Source organism: Actinomadura chibensis NBRC 106107 (assembly GCF_001552135.1).
GTDB classification, from domain to species: Bacteria; Actinomycetota; Actinomycetes; order Streptosporangiales; family Streptosporangiaceae; genus Spirillospora; species Spirillospora chibensis.
This window is the reverse complement of record NZ_BCQP01000027.1, coordinates 169,181-185,314: the sequence shown is the minus strand read 5'-3', so window position 1 is coordinate 185,314 and position 16,134 is coordinate 169,181. Positions and strand designations below refer to the sequence as shown.

Annotated in this window: 12 protein-coding genes; 5 read left to right on the top strand and 7 right to left on the bottom strand. The window is 72.6% G+C overall.

Annotated elements, in window-relative coordinates; genetic code table 11:
• The first annotated feature begins 595 nt into the window (after positions 1 to 595).
• Positions 596 to 1,360: a nitroreductase family protein gene (locus ACH01S_RS16340; protein ID WP_246237211.1), complete on the top strand. Its 765-nt coding sequence runs from the start codon at positions 596 to 598 to the stop codon at positions 1,358 to 1,360.
• Here ACH01S_RS16340 and ACH01S_RS16335 read toward each other — a convergent pair.
• Positions 1,298 to 2,149, bottom strand: a complete 852-nt coding sequence (locus ACH01S_RS16335; protein ID WP_067891947.1) for a putative RNA methyltransferase — start codon at positions 2,147 to 2,149, stop codon at positions 1,298 to 1,300. The two genes, ACH01S_RS16340 and ACH01S_RS16335, sit on opposite strands and share 63 nt — an antisense overlap.
• A 140-nt stretch (positions 2,150 to 2,289) precedes the next feature.
• Complete coding sequence (trxA, locus tag ACH01S_RS16330; RefSeq protein ID WP_067891943.1) at positions 2,290 to 2,643, bottom strand: thioredoxin; 354 nt, start codon at positions 2,641 to 2,643, stop codon at positions 2,290 to 2,292.
• Between the two features lie 129 nt (positions 2,644 to 2,772).
• On the opposite strand from trxA, the gene ACH01S_RS16325 reads away from it, so the two are divergent.
• Positions 2,773 to 3,777 carry a sigma-70 family RNA polymerase sigma factor gene (locus ACH01S_RS16325; protein ID WP_067891929.1) on the top strand — a complete coding sequence of 335 codons (1,005 nt, stop codon included), beginning with the start codon at positions 2,773 to 2,775 and terminating at the stop codon, positions 3,775 to 3,777.
• Between the two features lie 260 nt (positions 3,778 to 4,037).
• Positions 4,038 to 5,384, top strand: a complete 1,347-nt coding sequence (locus ACH01S_RS16320; RefSeq protein ID WP_067891927.1) for a class II 3-deoxy-7-phosphoheptulonate synthase — start codon at positions 4,038 to 4,040, stop codon at positions 5,382 to 5,384.
• A gap of 110 nt (positions 5,385 to 5,494) precedes the next feature.
• Here ACH01S_RS16320 and ACH01S_RS16315 read toward each other — a convergent pair whose 3' ends face one another.
• The 3 genes from ACH01S_RS16315 to ACH01S_RS16305 form a co-directional block, all read right to left on the bottom strand.
• Positions 5,495 to 5,863 carry an ATP-binding protein gene (locus ACH01S_RS16315; RefSeq protein WP_067892008.1) on the bottom strand — a complete coding sequence of 123 codons (369 nt, stop codon included), beginning with the start codon at positions 5,861 to 5,863 and terminating at the stop codon, positions 5,495 to 5,497.
• A gap of 120 nt (positions 5,864 to 5,983) precedes the next feature.
• Positions 5,984 to 6,319: an STAS domain-containing protein gene (locus ACH01S_RS16310; protein ID WP_067891924.1), complete on the bottom strand. Its 336-nt coding sequence runs from the start codon at positions 6,317 to 6,319 to the stop codon at positions 5,984 to 5,986.
• Between the two features lie 31 nt (positions 6,320 to 6,350).
• Positions 6,351 to 8,618, bottom strand: a complete 2,268-nt coding sequence (locus ACH01S_RS16305; RefSeq protein WP_067891921.1) for a SpoIIE family protein phosphatase — start codon at positions 8,616 to 8,618, stop codon at positions 6,351 to 6,353.
• A gap of 350 nt (positions 8,619 to 8,968) precedes the next feature.
• On the opposite strand from ACH01S_RS16305, the gene ACH01S_RS16300 reads away from it, so the two are divergent.
• Both ACH01S_RS16300 and ACH01S_RS16295 read left to right on the top strand, forming a co-directional pair.
• Positions 8,969 to 13,267: a hybrid sensor histidine kinase/response regulator gene (locus ACH01S_RS16300; protein ID WP_067891918.1), complete on the top strand. Its 4,299-nt coding sequence runs from the start codon at positions 8,969 to 8,971 to the stop codon at positions 13,265 to 13,267.
• A gap of 80 nt (positions 13,268 to 13,347) precedes the next feature.
• Positions 13,348 to 13,995 (top strand): response regulator, encoded by a 648-nt coding sequence (locus ACH01S_RS16295; protein ID WP_067891915.1) that lies wholly within the window; start codon positions 13,348 to 13,350, stop codon positions 13,993 to 13,995.
• 16 nt (positions 13,996 to 14,011) lie between these two features.
• Here the strand turns inward: ACH01S_RS16295 and gltX are convergent, their stop codons facing one another.
• Positions 14,012 to 15,412: a glutamate--tRNA ligase gene (gene gltX / locus ACH01S_RS16290; protein WP_083980748.1), complete on the bottom strand. Its 1,401-nt coding sequence runs from the start codon at positions 15,410 to 15,412 to the stop codon at positions 14,012 to 14,014.
• A 55-nt stretch (positions 15,413 to 15,467) separates the two neighbouring features.
• Positions 15,468 to 16,076 carry a TIGR03086 family metal-binding protein gene (locus tag ACH01S_RS16285; protein ID WP_246237212.1) on the bottom strand — a complete coding sequence of 203 codons (609 nt, stop codon included), beginning with the start codon at positions 16,074 to 16,076 and terminating at the stop codon, positions 15,468 to 15,470.
• Positions 16,077 to 16,134: the final 58 nt, after the last annotated feature.

Here is a 16,134-nt window from a genome sequence, read left to right as displayed (position 1 = left end):
TTGAGTTCTCAAGAAACGGACACCCACCGCGCCGACCGCCCGCTCCCGCAGGCCCCGGCTCCGGGGCAACCCTTCTAACTTACCTGACCCGTCCCCGTTGTCAAGAAGATCCAAGAAGATCTTTTAGACGGACGAGGGACCTGCCAGAACCCCCACACCACGACACCACCACAAGTCGAAGAAGACCCGTGAAGATCGTTTCGTAGGGAGTGCCCTGCGGGCCGGCCACCTCGCGGCGTCCTGCATCCCGGTTCTGGGCTGTGCAGGCCATCTTACAACAGTCCGGGCGGAACCCGAACCACCTTCAGAGGACCCGGCGTCCTGAGGGCCGGCCGCACGGTGGCGTCCTGCATCCCTTGGCGCACCAGGAGACTAGAGGGCCTCGCCGGTAGTGGCAAATCGTCACGCGGGCGGCGCGGGCCGCTCCCCCGTCCCGGACGCGGATGCGACCTCCGCTGACCTCCTCGTTCACGCGCTGGATGGCGCGAGTGGCCGTGGGATACGGTGCGCTGACCGCATGGCCCGCGGAGCGGGGTTCCGCAGGTCCGCGGCGGCTCCCGCCAGCGCAGTCTCGCCGTGCTCTGGAGGACGCCCCGTGACCGTGCCCGTCGCGATTCGCGCTCCGGCGGAGCGTCGCGTGGTCGCCGCGACGATGGGGCCGACGGTCCACGAGCTCCACGCCTGGCGGTTCGCGGTGGCGCCCGGTGTGATCGAGCTGCATGCCGATCCGGTCCGGTTCCGGCCGTCCAGCGACCCGGTGGGGCGCGGTCTGCGGATCAGCAGCGGCGCCGCGCTCGTCAACCTGCGCCTGGCCGCCGCCCAACTGGGGCACGAAGCCGTGGTCCGGTTGCTGCCGGACGCGGCGCGCCCTTCGGTGCTCGCGTCGGTGAGGCTCGCCGGACGTCACCGGACCACCTCCGAGGAACGGCTCCTCTACGCCGCCGCGCTCAAGCCCTTCCGGGCGGAGCGTGCGGAGGGGGCGACGGCGCCGTCCGGTCACGTCCTCAAGGTGCTGGGAGAGGCGGCGCGGCTCGAAGGGGCGGCGCTGCACCCGTTGCCCTCGGCGCACGGGACGGTCGGTCAGCGCGCCGCGTTGACGACGCCCGGCGATTCACCGACGGAATGGCTTCGCGCCGGGCAGGCGCTCCAGCGACTCCTGCTGAACGGCATCATCCATGCGGTATCGGCGTCGTTCAGCTACCTGACTCACGACGTCCATGGCCTGGAGGAGACCGCCCGTCCGGGTGAGGTTGCACAGGTGTTGCTCGTCCTCGCCCAGCAGGACACGGGTCCGCGCCTACTCAAGCCTTCTGTAGGTGGACAGCACGAACGCCAAGGGCACTGGGAGCGGATCGGCTAGCTCCACCAGTCGCTCGCTGAGCTGTTCCGCGGGGACGTGATGCGCGCTCGGGCCCATCCCCACCAGCGTGGTGATCTCCTCATGGGTGAGGACGGCCTCGGTCTCCAGTTCCTGCCGCGAGTCCAGCTTGAAGTATCCGGCGAGGGCGGCGTCCATGCGTTCGGTCTTGCGCTTGTCGATCGTCAGCAGGCCCAGCGCGTCCACGAGCGGGCCCAAATGCCGCTGGGACGGCGTCACCGTGAACAGCAGCCCGTCGTCGCGCAGCACGCGGTGGAACTCTGCGGCGTTGCGCGGCGCGAAGACGTTCATCACGGCGTCGGCGGCGCCGTCCCGGACCGGGAGCGGGCGCCACAGGTCGGCGACGACCGCCCCGGCGCGCGGATGGGCCCTGGCGGCGCGGCGCGCGGCGTGCTTGGAGATGTCGAGGGCGAGTCCGACGGCGTCCGGCGAGCGGTCGAGCGCCGAGCTCAGGTAGTGGCCGGTTCCGGCGCCCGCGTCGACGACGAACGACGGCCCCGCCTTCGCAACGCTCCAAGCGAGCCGGTCGGCGGGGACGGCGAAGTGCCCGGCGCTCAGGAACTCCTCCCTGGCGCGCACCATTTCGGGCGTGTCGGCCGTGCCGGGACGGGCGTTGCCCGGGAGGAGGTTCGCGTACCCCTGCCGCGCGATGTCGAAGGTATGCGCGCCGGGGCAGCGGAGTCGGCGGTCAGCGTGTTCGAGGTCCGCTCCGCAGACGGGGCACACCAGGTGACGGACGACATCGGCGAGCACCCGTCCATCATCGTCCATGCTGGACGCCCCGGGGGCCGTACCGCGCGCTTCTTTGCCGTCACGCCGCCCCCGCGCCGTCGTCGCGCCGTCCCGTCGTCACGGGCGGGCAACCGGGCGATCGGGGCGATACGGGCGATCGGTGCCGTTCCGGGCGGCGGTCAGCCCTGCGCGCGGCGCCGGACGTCCTCCATGTCGAGGCCGCGGACCTGCTCGATCACGTTCTCCAGCACCGGCTCGGGCAGCGCGCCCGGCTCGGCGAAGACGATCATGCCGTCCCGGATCGCCATCAGGGTCGGGATCGACCTGATGCCGAAGCGCTCCGACAGCTCCGGCTCGGCGTCGGTGTCGACCTTGCCGAACGTGATGTCGTCGTGCTTACCCGCGGACCGCTCGTACACGGGGGCGAAGCGCTTGCACGGGCCGCACCAGTCCGCCCAGAAGTCGACCAGGACGATGCCGTCGGACTGTGCGACCTGATCGAAGTTCTCCGCGGTGAGCGTGACCGTCGCCATGTCGGTTTCTCCTCAGTCGGGGTATCAGAGCGTAGAGCGGCTAACAGCCTCGCAGTATTCCCGCCCGGGAATCACAGAGCGGTAATTAGCGTTCTCCCCTTAGGGAGATCGCACCGGAGAAGGGTCAGGATGGCTGCAACCCGTACCAAGGGCGACAGGGTCGAAGTCCCCGACAAGGACCTTGTCGGGGCGTACCTGGACCGGATCGGCCGCACCCCCCTGCTCGACGCGCAGGAGGAGGTCGATCTGGCCAAGGCGATCGAGGGGGGCCTGTACGCCGAACAGTTGCTCGACGAGGACGACGTGCCCGAGGGCGTGTCCCGCGAGGAACTGGAGGAGGTCGCCGCGGCGGGGCTGCGCGCCAAGCAGCGCTTCGTCGAGGCCAACCTGCGGCTCGTCGTCTCGATCGCCCGGAAGTACCCGACCGACTCGTTGCCCCTGATAGACCTCATCCAGGAGGGGAACCTGGGCCTGATGCGCGCGGTGGAGAAGTTCGACTACCGCCGCGGGTTCAAGTTCTCCACGTACGCGACGTGGTGGATCAGACAGGCGATCGGCCGCGGGCTCAGCCACACGGCCCGCACGATCCGGCTGCCCGTCCACGTCGAGGAGGAGCTGTCGCGGCTGCGGCGCGCGGAGCGCCAGCTCGGCCGCGAGCTGGGCCGCGAGCCGTCCCGCGACGAGCTCGCGGGCGTGCTCGGCGCGGACGTCGAGCACGTGGACGAGCTGCTGCGCTGGCGGCGCGACCCGGCCAGCCTGGACGCGACGGTCGACGACGCCGGCGAGACGCCGATGGGCGACCTGCTGGAGGACCCGGACGCCGTCACGCCGGAGTCCGAGATCCTCGCGCTGGACGACATCGAGGGCCTCGCGCGGCTGCTCGACCGGCTGCCCGAGCGGGAGTCGGCGATCCTGCGGGCCCGGTTCGGGATGGACAGCGGCCAGCCGCTGTCGTACGCGCAGATCGGCGCGCGGTACGGCCTGAGCCACAACCGGGTCAGGCAGATCACCGACCGGTCGCTGCGGCGGCTGCGGCAGCTGGCGAGCGAGGCAGACCTGAGCGGCCGCCGGACGCTGGCGGGCGGCGCGGCGCCGGAGCCGGTGCGCGCCACCGCCGGAAGCCGCGCGGCCTGACCGGCTCGCCCCGAGGGCCCGCGCGGCACGGCGCGGGCCACGCGGCACGTCCGCGAGCGCGATCGAGCATGTCCGCAATGCCGGAGATCATGTTAGTTGGACCGAGAACGAGCTTTCCGCTCCCCCCTTCCGCCGACCGACGAAACGGGCGGTCCCACCGCAGGGGCCGCCCGTTTCACGCGTCCGGACGGGCTCCCGGCTGCGCTCACCCGCCCCCGCGCGGCGGCGGGCAGGGCCGGGAGTGCCATAGCCTTTTGAGCGTGAGTACCTCCGCCACCGGGGATCTCGACGCCTGGCGCGACCTCCCCGCCCTGCAGCAGCCCGATTGGGACGACCCGGACGAGCTCCGCGCCGTCGCCGCCGAACTGGCCGCCCAGCCGCCGCTGGTCTTCGCCGGCGAGTGCGACCAGCTCAAGGCCCAGCTCGCCGACGTCGCGCGCGGCGAGGCGTTCGTCCTGCAGGGCGGCGACTGCGCCGAGACGTTCACCGGCGCGAACGCCGACGCGGTGAAGAATAAGCTGAAGACGCTCCTGCAGATGGCGGTCGTGCTGACCTACGCCGCGACCGTCCCGGTGGTGAAGATCGGCCGGATGGCGGGGCAGTACGCCAAGCCGCGGTCCAAGCCCGTCGAGGTGCGCGACGGCCTGGAGCTGCCCGCCTACCGGGGCGACGCGGTGAACGGGCTCGGCTTCGACGCGGAGTCCCGCCGCAACGACCCGCACCGGCTGCTGAAGGCCTACCACTGCTCGGCGGTGACGCTGAACCTGTGCCGGGCCTTCACCAAGGGCGGCTACGCCGACCTGCGCCAGGTCCACGCGTGGAACCAGGACTTCGTGGCCCACAGCAAGGCCGGCCGCCGCTACGAGCGGCTGGCGGGCGAGATCGACCGGGCGCTGACGTTCATGAAGGCGTGCGGGGTGAACCCGGACGAGTTCCACGGCGTGGAGTTCTACTCCAGCCACGAGGCGCTGCTGCTGGAGTACGAGCGGGCGCTGACCCGCATCGACAGCCTCAGCGGCCTGCCCTACGACGTGTCGGCGCACTTCCTGTGGATCGGCGAGCGCACCCGGCAGCTCGACGGCGCCCACGTGGAGTTCCTGCGGCACATCCGAAACCCGATCGGGGTGAAGCTCGGCCCGGGGACGTCCGCCGACGACGCGCTGGCGCTGATGAAGCGGCTGAACCCGGAGGAGGAGCCGGGACGGCTGACGTTCATCACCCGGATGGGCGCGGGCAGGATCCGGGAGGCGCTGCCCCCGCTGATCGAGAAGGTGCACCAGAGCGGCGCCCCGGTGGCGTGGGTCTGCGACCCGATGCACGGCAACACGTTCGAGGCGCCGAGCGGGCACAAGACGCGGCGGCTGGACGACGTCCTGGACGAGGTCGCCGGATTCTTCGAGGTCCACCGCGCGCTCGGGACGCACCCCGGCGGCATCCACATCGAGTTCACCGGCGACGACGTCACCGAGTGCGTCGGCGGCGCGGAGGGCCTCGCCGAGGACGATCTGCACCAGCGCTACGAGACGGCGTGCGACCCGCGCCTCAACCGCGGCCAGTCGCTCGACCTCGCGTTCCTCGTGGCGGAGCTGTACCGCAAGTCGTCCTGACCGTCCGGACGGTCCCGGGCCGCGCGCCCGGGGCCGCGGGGTGGACGCGCTCCCACAGGAGATCTTCCAAAACGTTACGTTCCACGCGCGCGAAGCGGCGTCGGACGGCGTCAGATATCGACCTCTGCCCAGACGACCTTGCCTCCGGTGACCGGGTCGGCGCCCCAGGAATTGGCGAAGCGGTCGACGATGAACAGGCCGCGGTGCGACTCGTCCAGCGGGCCGGGGACGGTCAGCCGCGGCAGTTGGGCGGCGCGGTCGCGGACCTCGACCCGGATGCGCCCGGCGCCGCGCAGCAGCCGCAGTTCGAGGGCCGTCCCCGCGTGCCGGACGGCGTTGGCGACCAGCTCGGCCACGATCGCCGTGACGAGCTCCTCGCGCTCCATCAGGGCCCAGGTGCGCATGGTGCGGGCGGCGAGGCGGCGGGCGTACTCGACCGCCTCGGTCTGGGGCGCCGCGCGCAGCGTGGTCTCGGTCATGGGGTCGGTCACTCCGCCCGCTCGCCGTTCTTCATCGTGCCCTACCTTTCGGGGAGGCCGTCCAGGGACCGTCGCCGGGGAGGTCCGGAGACCTTCGCTTCGCCGCGGTCATCGGGCGCCTCAGCGCCCCTCGGCCGGGGTCTCCTCGGGATCGTCGATCAGGAACCGGTCGAGGCCGGTGGTGCGCAGCACGTTCTCGACCCGGCCGTAGGCGCCGGTGACGGTCAGCGTGGCGTTCTGCGCACGCGCGTGCTTGTACGCCCGGACGAGGACGTTCAGACCGGAGGAGTCGCAGAAGTCGACGGCCGTGAGGTCGACGACGACCGCCCGCTCACCGGCGTCCACCAGCTCGGTCAACCGGGACCGCAGCTCGTCGGAGGAGTGCAGGTCTATGGAGCCGCGCGCGGCGATCGTCGCGCGGCCGTCCTGTCGTGTCGTGTGCAAGGCAAGCCCCACGCCACCCCACCTTACCGATTGTTGGTCTCCATCATGACGCCCGCAGAACGATGAGGGCAACGTCGTCGTTTGACGGCTCCGGGCCGAAGTCCCGCACGGCTCGCTGGATGCGGGCGGCGACGGCGCCCGCGCTCAGCCCGGCGCACCCGGCGAGGAGGCGTTCGAGGCCGTGCCCGTCGCCGAGCAGCCGGCTGCCGGAACGCCGCTCAGTGACGCCGTCGGTCACGCAGAGCAGGACCTCGCCGCGCCGCAACTCGACGGTGTCGGTGTGGAACTCGACGCCGTCGAACACGCCGAGCAGCGGCTGCGGCGACGCCACCTCGCGTACCTCACCGTCGGGGTCGAGCACCAGCGGGGGCGGGTGGCCCGCACTGGTCAGACTGATCGTCACGCCGTCGCGGCGGCGCCGGGCGGCGATCTCGCCGTGCAGGAGGGTGAGCAGCCGCCCGCGCTCCCCCTCGCCGAGGATGAGCCGGTTGAGGCGGCCGAGCACGGCGGGGACGGACATGTCCTCGGCGGCGAGGATGCGGAGCGCGTGCCGGGCGAGGCCGGTCACGGCCGCGGCCTCCGGGCCGGTGCCGCACACGTCGCCGATCGCGAACCGCCAGCGGGACGCGGGCGCGGCCCCGCCGGGGCGCTGCCCGCTCTCGAAGACGTCGTAGAAGTCGCCGCCGACCTCGCTGCCCTCCCCCGCGGGCTCGTAGACGACGGCGACCTCCAGGCCCGGGATCTCGGGGATTCCGGGCGGCAGCAGGCTGCGCTGGAGCGCGCTGCTCATGGCGGTCTGCGCGGAGAACAGCCGCGCGTTGTCGACGGCGAGGGCGGCGCGGCGGCTGAGCTCCTCGGCCAGCTCGACCGCGCTGCGCGGGAAGCGGTCGCCCGCCGGGCGGCCGATCACGATGGTGCCGATGCGGCGTCCGCGGGCGACCAGCGGGAAGGCGTAGACCTGGTCGGCGGCGGTGTCGCCGGCGGCGGCGCGGACGTCGGCCGGGGCGGCGGCGAACCCGTTCCACGGGCCCGGGACGTCCGCGGGCGGCGCGGCGCCCGCCTGTTCGAGCAGGTCGCGGAGCCCGTCGGCGCGGTTCTCGTCGGCGTGCCAGACGTAGGCGAGCCGGTCGGGCTCGGCCTCGGTGACGGTGTAGACGGCGCACCAGGTGGCGAGGCGGGGCACGACGAGCTGGGCGACGAGTGCCATCGTCCGCTCTTGGTCGAGGGTGCCCGCGAGCAGGTCGCTGGCCTCGGCGACGAAGCTGAGCCAGCCGCGCCAGGACCGTTCCAACTCGCCGACCCTGGCCTTCTCCAGGGAGAGCGACATCTCGTCCGCCAGCCGGCCGAGCCGGACGCCGTCGGCCTCGGCGAAGCGGCCGGATGCGGACGAGACCGCCACGACCAGCCCGGTGAGGCGGCCCTGCGACTCCAGCGGCGCCGCGGCCAGGGACCGCGCCTTCAGCGCCGTCGCGGCCGGATCGGACGCGTCGGCGGCGACCCAGGGCGCGCCGGTGCGGGCCGCGGGGCCGAGCCCGGCGATCGACAGCTCGCCGAGCGGCAGCTCGGCGGCGGTCCCGGCGGCCGCGCCCATGATCAGGCGGCCGTCGCGCTCGGTCAGCAGGACGGCCGCGCCGTCCGCGCCGAGCACCTCCCGGACGGTGACGACGCCGTCCTCCATGGACTCCAGGGCGGCGGGGGAACGCAGCAGCCGGTCGCCCGCGACGGGGACCTCCCCGACACCCTCGCCGATCCTGCCGTCCCGCGCGGGGCCCGCGCCGTCGCGGTCGGCCGCCGCGTCGCGCCCCGCGCGCTCCAGGGCGCGGTCGCGGGCGGCCTCGCGGCGGGCGTCGCTCCGGGCGGCCGGCGACGGGCGCTCGACCGCGGGCTCGGCCTCGTGCGGCCCCGGCGGCGCGGACGGGCCCGCGCCGTTCGCCGCGCCGGGCCGGGGCAGCCGGAACCAGACGCCCTTGGTGCGGCGGTCGTAGGACACGCCCCAGGAATCGGCGAGCCGCGCGATCGACGGCAGCCCGCGCCCGCTGGACGCGGTGACCCCCGGCATCTCAATGCCGCGGGTGGGGTGCCGGTCGCGGACCTCGACCCTGACGTCGCCCGCCTCCAGGTGGCAGGACACCTCGAAGGACGTCCCGGCGTAGGCGATCGCGTTGGTGGCGAGCTCGCTGGTGGCGAGGACGGCGTCGTCGGCGACGTCGTCCAGGCCCCAGTCGGCGAGGACCTTGCGGACGAACCGGCGCGCGTCCGCCACCGCCGCCGCGGCGGACGGGAACGTCGCCGACGCCGTCTGCCGATCCAAGAGTCGCCCTTCGCTCAAGCTCTTTCGTTACCCGGTTCCGGCCATCGTGACAGACCGGCCGTCCACCCGGCCACGCGAGCCCGCGATCCGGGGGCGGAGGCCCCGGCGGGCGGACCCCGCCGCGGCACGACAGACCGTAACACGAAGACTACAAGGGCGGATCCAGGGGCATGACCGCCCGTTCACAGGCTGGGCGGGAACGGACTCCACGGCGGCGCGGCGACGTAGAGTTGGGGGCGGCCGGGAGTAGAGGCCAGAGCAAGGAGTCCGCGCCGTCCGGATGCCCCGCCGCCCGGGACGCCCGGCGGCGGCCGGACCCTCGACGACCGCGGGCCAGGAGGATTGAGAGCATGCCGCGTACCGCGACTCGCGCCCGCTCCGGCGGCGGGTACCGCGACACCGCCCCCCGCTACAGCGACGCCGACCTCGAACCGCTGCTGAAGGCGCTCATCGCCGTCCGGGACGGCAAGGCGAGGTCGGAGCTGAAGGTGCCGGGCGAGGGCGCCGTGGCGGAGGCCGCGGCGATCCTGGAGGAGATCCGGCAGAACGCCGACGAGCTGTCGTCCGGGCTGTCCCGGGTGCGGCGGGAGATCGGCCGGGAGGGGCAGCTGCGGGGCCGGCTGACGCCGGGCACGCTGCGCGGCACCTGGGCCACGGCCGTGGAGGACTCCAACGCCATCATCGACAAGCTGACCGATCTCGCGACCGGCATGAGCCAGGTGGTCGAGGCGGTGGCGGCGGGCGACCTGAGCCAGCGGGTCGAGCTGCGGGTGCGCGGCCGGCCGATGCGCGGCGAGCTGCTGCGCATGGCGAAGTCGGTGAACGGCATGGTGGAGCTGCTCGACCAGTTCACCTGGGAGGTCACCCAGTTCGCCCGCGAGGTCGGCACGGAGGGGCGGCTCGGCGGCCAGGCCCCGGCGCGCGGCATGACCGGCCGCTGGCGGGACGTGACCGCGTCGGTGAACGTCATGGCGTCCCGGCTGACGTCCCAGGTCCGCGACATCGCGGAGGTCACCACGGCGGTCGCGAAGGGCGACCTGACCCGCAAGGTGACGGTGGAGGCGACCGGTGAGCTGCAGGAGCTGAAGCTCACCGTGAACACGATGGTCGACCAGCTCTCGGCGTTCGCCGACGAGGTGACCCGCGTCGCCCGCGAGGTGGGCACCGAGGGGCAGCTCGGCGGGCAGGCGAACGTCCCGGGCGTCAGCGGCGTCTGGAAGAACCTGACCGACAACGTCAACGCGATGGCCGACAACCTGACCTACCAGGTGCGCGGGATCGCGCAGGTCACGACGGCGGTCGCCGAGGGCGACCTGGCCAAGAAGATCACCGTGGACGCGCAGGGCGAGATCGCCCAGCTCAAGGACACGGTGAACACGATGGTCGACACGCTGTCGGCGTTCGCCGACGAGGTCACCCGCGTCGCCCGCGAGGTCGGCACCGAGGGCCGCCTCGGCGGCCAGGCGCGCGTGCCCGGGGTGAGCGGCGTCTGGAAGGACCTGACCAACAACGTCAACGGCATGGCGTCCAACCTGACGTTCCAGGTGCGGAACATCGCGCAGGTGACGACGGCGGTCGCCGAGGGCGACCTGGGCAAGAAGATCACGGTCGACGCGCAGGGCGAGATCCTGGAGCTGAAGGACACCGTGAACGCGATGGTCGACACCCTGTCGGCGTTCGCGTCCGAGGTCACCCGCGTGGCCCGCGAGGTCGGCACGGAGGGGCGGCTCGGCGGGCAGGCGATCGTCCCCGGCGCGGGCGGCGTCTGGAAGGACCTGACCGACAACGTCAACTCGATGGCGAACAACCTGACGTCCCAGGTCCGCGGGATCGCGCAGGTGACGACGGCGGTCGCGAAGGGCGACCTGACCCGCAAGATCGAGGTGGACGCGCAGGGCGAGATCCTCCAGTTGAAGGACACCCTGAACACCATGGTCGACACGCTGTCGGCCTTCGCGGACGAGGTCAGCCGCGTCGCGCGCGAGGTCGGCACGGAGGGCCGCCTCGGCGGCCAGGCCCGGGTGCCGGGCGCGGGCGGCATGTGGAAGGACCTGACCGACAACGTCAACGGGATGGCGTCCAACCTGACCTACCAGGTCCGCAACATCGCGCAGGTCGCGACGGCGGTCGCGCACGGCGACCTGACCCGGCGGATCGACGTGAACGCGCAGGGCGAGATCCTGGAGCTGAAGACGACCCTGAACAAGATGGTCGACACGCTGTCGTCGTTCGCGTCCGAGGTGACGCGGGTGGCGCGGGAGGTCGGCATCGAGGGGCGGCTCGGCGGCCAGGCCGAGGTCGAGGGCGTGTCCGGCACCTGGAAGCGGCTGACCGAGAGCGTCAACGAGCTGGCCGGGAACCTGACCACGCAGGTCCGCGCGATCGGCGAGGTGGCGAGCGCGGTCGCCACCGGCGACCTGACCCGGACGATCACCGTGGAGGCGCGCGGCGAGGTCGCGGAGCTGTCGGACAACGTGAACCTCATGGTCGCGACACTGCGCGAGACGACCCGCGCCAACGAGGAGCAGGACTGGCTGAAGACCAACCTCGCGCGGATCGGCGGGCTCATGCAGGGCCACCGCGACCTCATGCAGGTCGCGGAGCTGATCATGCGGGAGCTGACCCCGACGGCGAGCGCCCAGTACGGCGCGTTCTACCTGGCCGAGAGCGTCGGCGACGAGACCGAGCTCGCGCTGATCGCCGGGTACGGGACGCCGCGCGGCCGGGCGGGCCGCGGCGGCGGGTCCGGCGAGGTCCGGTTCGCGCTCGGCGAGGGCCTGGTCGGGCAGGCGGCGCAGGAGCGGCGCCCGCTGCTGATCGCGGACGCGCCCGCCGACTACGTGAAGATCGGGTCGGGGCTCGGCGAGGCGTCCCCGGTCAACATCATCGTGCTGCCGATCGTGTTCGAGGACGAGGTGCTCGGCGCGATCGAGCTGGCCTCCTTCGGCCGGTTCACCGATGTTCACCTGGCGTTCTTCAGCCAGCTCATCGAGACGATCGGGGTGACGCTGAACGCGATCCGCGCGAACACCCGGACCGAGCAGCTGCTCGGCGAGTCGCAGCGGCTCGCGCAGGAGCTCCAGGAGCGCTCGGACGAGCTGCAGCGCCAGCAGGGCGAGCTGCGGCACTCCAACACCGAGTTGGAGGAGAAGGCGGCCCTGCTGGCCCAGCAGAACCGCGCGATCGAGATCCAGAACTTCCAGATCGAGCAGGCCAGGCGGACGCTGGAGGAGCGCGCCGAGCAGCTCGCGATCTCGTCCCGGTACAAGTCGGAGTTCCTGGCGAACATGTCGCACGAGCTGCGCACGCCGCTGAACAGCCTTCTTGTGCTGGCGAAGCTGCTGTCGGAGAACCAGGAGGGCAACCTCACCAGCAAGCAGGTGGAGTTCTCCCAGACGATCCACGACTCCGGCACCGACCTGCTGGAGCTGATCAACGACATCCTCGACCTGGCGAAGGTCGAGGCCGGGAAGATGGAGGCGCATCCGCAGCGGATCGCGGTGTCGGCGCTGGTCGACTACGTGGAGGCGACGTTCCGGCCGCTGTCGGTCGACAAGGGGCTGCATTTCGGCGTGGAGGTCGCGCAGGACGTCCCGTCCACGCTGCACACCGACGAGCAGCGGCTGCAGCAGGTACTGCGCAACCTGCTGTCCAACGCGGTGAAGTTCACCGCCGAGGGCGAGGTGCGGCTCGTGATCGAGCGGGCGGGCGACATCGACTTCGCGCTGCCCGCGCTGTGGAACACCCCGGACGTCATCGCGTTCCGGGTGATCGACACCGGCATCGGGGTCAGCGCGGACAAGCTGCAGGAGATCTTCGAGCCGTTCCAGCAGGCCGACGGGACGACCAGCCGCCGCTACGGCGGCACCGGGCTCGGCCTGTCGATCAGCCGGAACATCGCGCGGCTGCTCGGCGGGGAGATCCACGCGGAGAGCAGGCCGGGCCAGGGCAGCGTGTTCACGCTGTACCTGCCCGCGCAGTACAGCGAGCGCGACGGGCGGCGGCGCGCCGCGGCGACGGACGAGGCGACCGCGCCGGACGGCGTGCCGGGCGGGCCGCCCCTGCCGGGGGCGGGCCAGGGCGCCGGGATGCCCGGGAACGGCGGCGGGCCGCACGCGCTGCCCGGGGGCGTGTCCGCGCCGTCCGGGGAGAACGGGCTGCCGGTGGAGCAGCGCGCGCCCGGCGGGGAGCGGCCGGGCGAAGGGGAGGCCGCGCTGAACGGCCTGCTGGAGGAGCCGCCCGCGGACTTCCTCGACACCGTCCTGTCGGGCCGCAAGGTGCTGATCGTCGACGACGACGTCCGGAACGTCTTCGCGCTGACCAGCGTTCTGGAGGGGTACGGGATGGAGGTCCTGTACGCCGAGGACGGGCAGGCCGGGATCGACGTCCTGCACCGCAACCCCGACGTCGCGATCGTCCTGATGGACGTGATGATGCCGGGCCTCGACGGCTACGCCACCACGGCCGCGATCCGGGAGATGCCGCAGTTCGCCGAGCTGCCCATTATCGTGATCACGGCGAAGGTGATGCGGGGCGACCGGGAGCGGAGCCTGGAGTCGGGCGCGTCGGACTACGTGCCGAAGCCGGTCGACGTGGACCATCTTCTTGACGTCATGAGGAACTGGCTGCAACCCTCCATCGTCCGCTGAGGGGAGGAGTCGCCTGGCAGGCGGGGCCGCCGTGCGCGCCGGCGCGGCAGGCGGCGGGGACCGGATCGGAGAGAGGGCGCGTGGACGACAAGGCCAAGATCCTGCTCGTGGACGACCGGGAGGAGAACCTGATCGCGCTGGAGGCGATCCTCAGCTCGCTCGACCAGGATCTCGTCCGGGCCCGGTCCGGCGAGGAGGCGCTGAAGGCGCTCCTCACCGACGAGTACGCGGTCATCCTGCTGGACGTCGTCATGCCGGGGATGGACGGGTTCGAGACGGCCCGCGACATCAAGCGCCGCAAGAAGACCCGGGACCTGCCGATCATCTTCCTGACCGCGGTGAACAGCGACCCCGACTACGCGTTCCGCGGGTACGCGGCGGGCGCGGTCGACTTCATCTCCAAACCGTTCGACCCGTGGGTGCTGCGCGCGAAGGTGTCGGTGTTCGTGGAGCTGCACAACAAGAACAAGCAGCTTCGCGACCAGACGACCCTGCTGCGCGAGCAGGCCGCGCTCCTGCGCGAGCAGGCGACGCTGCTGCGGGCGCGCCCGCTGGACGACCCGCAGGCCGGCCGGCGGATCACCGACCGGCTCGTCTCGCTGGAGGAGCAGGCGGAGCTGGTCGGCAAGCGCGTCCCCATCACGCTGCGCGACGACTTCGCCGAGCTGGACCGCCGCCTGGCCGACCTGCGCCGGGCCCTCGACGGCGAGGACCCGGCGGCGTCCTGACCCGGCGGCGTCCTGATCAGCCGCTCTGCGCGAGGCGCGCGCGGGCGGTGGCGATGCGGGCGAGGGTGCGGTCGCGGCCGAGGATCTCCAGCGACTCGAACAGCGGGAGGCCGACGGTGCGGCCGGTGACGGCGACCCGGACGGGCGCCTGCGTCTTGCCGAGCTTGAGCCCGTGCTCGGCGCCGACGCGCTCCAGCCTGTCCTTCAGCTCGTCCGCGTGCCAGGGGGCGTCCAGGTAGGCGGCCTCGGCGGCGGCGAGGATCTCGGCGGCGGGGCCCTTCATGGCCTTGTTCCAGGACTGCTCGTCGGACGGCGGCTCGTCCAGGAAGGCGAAGTCGATCATCGGGACGATCTCCGACAGCAGCGCCACCCGGGTCTGCGCCAGCGGCGCCAGCTCGGCGAACACGGCGACGTCGACGTCGAACGGGGCCTTCTCCAGGAACGGCAGGCACTCGGCGATGAACTTCTCGACCGGCAGCGCGCGGATGTACTCGCCGTTGAACGCGCGGAGCTTCTTCTCGTCGAAGAACGCGGGCGAGGTGTTGACGTCCTCGATCCGGAACTCCTCGACGATCACGTCCCAGGGGACGATCTCGCGGTCGCCGGACGGGGCCCAGCCGAGCAGCATCAGGTAGTTGCGCACGGCCTCGGCGAGGTAGCCCTCGGCCTGGTAGTCCTCCAGCGCGACCTTGTCGCGGCGCTTGGACAGCTTCTGCCGCTTCTCGTTGACGACGACGGGGACGTGCGCCCACACGGGCGGCTCCGCGCCGAGCGCCTCCCAGAGGAGCTGCTGCTTGGGCGCGTTCGACAGGTGCTCCTCGGCGCGGACCACGTGCGTGATGCCCTGGCTCATGTCGTCGACCACGTTGGCCAGCAGGAACGTGACCGACCCGTCCGCGCGGGCGATGACGAAGTCCTCCAGGACGGCGTTCTCGAACACCGGCTTGCCGCGCAGCAGGTCGACGACGGTGGTCTGGCCCTCGTCGGGGGTGCGGAAGCGCAGGGCGCGGCCGGGGCCGGGCTCCAGGCCGCGGTCGCGGCAGAAGCCGTCGTAGCCCTTGTGCTGGTCGCCGGTGCGGGCGATGACGGCCTCGCGGGTGCATTCGCAGTAGTAGGCGCGGCCCGCGTCCTTCAGCGTCTGGACGGCCTCGGCGTGCCGGTCGGCGTTGGCGGACTGGAAGTAGGGGCCCTCGTACTGCTCGCCGTCGATCCCGAGCCAGGCGAGGGCGCGGATGATGCCCTCGGTCCATTCGGGGCTGTTGCGGGAGGCGTCGGTGTCCTCGATCCGGAGCACGAGCGTCCCGCCGGACTGCACCGCCATCACCCAGTTGAACAGCGCCGAGCGGGCGCCGCCGACATGGAACATGCCGGTCGGGGACGGGGCGAACCGGACGCGGATCGAAGAGCTCGAAGACATGCCTCAAGGGTAGAGCGCGCGGGCCCCCGCTCGCGCCGGGACCCGCGCGGCTCCGCTAGGGCTTCCAGCGCGGGTCGCGGCCCGCCACGCCGAGGACGCGGTCGAGCAGGGGCGCGTCGGCGGGCACCGGCACCTCGGGCCCGAACACGCCGTACTGGCGGCTCATCTCCGCCGCCGGGACGATCTGCTCCCACGCCGCGTCCACGACGGCGGGCGGGAACGACGGCTCGCGGCCGGTGGCGACGGCGAGGTCCCAGCCGTGCACGACGCACTCCCCGAAGAGGATCCCGGCGATGAACGCGGCGGGCATGCCCTCCTTGTTACCGGTGAGACTCGTGTTGCCCTCCCACGCCGCCGGGTCCTGCCACGCCTCGGCGGTCCGGCGGGCCTGCTCGGCGAACCGCTCTCCCCAGCCGGGCTCGGCGGTGAAGTCGTGGTCCTCCCCCGGTCCGGCGGGCGGCTGCCTGCGCGCCGCCGTCTCGCCCCGGATGGACCAGAAGATCATGTGGTTGACCAGGGCGCGCACGTCCCAGTCGGCGCACGGGGTCGGCGCGTCCAGCCGATCCTCCGGCGTCTCCAGGACGATCTTCGCCGCGGCCTCGGCGGCGGGGACCATCTGGTTCCGGATATCCATCACGCTTTCCTCGCTCATCCGTTCGAACACGTCGCCAACGCTAGGCGGGACCCGGCCGCGCGTCTTGAAAAAACGCGACATCGCACCG

Bases quoted from the DNA above. Each gene is read 5' to 3' on its own strand.
- ACH01S_RS16325 (WP_067891929.1), top strand. From the start codon at position 2,773: ATGGCTGCAACCCGTACCAAGGGCGACAGGGTCGAAGTCCCCGACAAG.
- ACH01S_RS16315 (WP_067892008.1), bottom strand. From the start codon at position 5,863: ATGACCGAGACCACGCTGCGCGCGGCGCCCCAGACCGAGGCGGTCGAG.
- trxA (WP_067891943.1), bottom strand. From the start codon at position 2,643: ATGGCGACGGTCACGCTCACCGCGGAGAACTTCGATCAGGTCGCACAG.
- ACH01S_RS16335 (WP_067891947.1), bottom strand. From the start codon at position 2,149: ATGGACGATGATGGACGGGTGCTCGCCGATGTCGTCCGTCACCTGGTG.
- ACH01S_RS16300 (WP_067891918.1), top strand. From the start codon at position 8,969: ATGCCGCGTACCGCGACTCGCGCCCGCTCCGGCGGCGGGTACCGCGAC.
- gltX (WP_083980748.1), bottom strand. From the start codon at position 15,412: ATGTCTTCGAGCTCTTCGATCCGCGTCCGGTTCGCCCCGTCCCCGACC.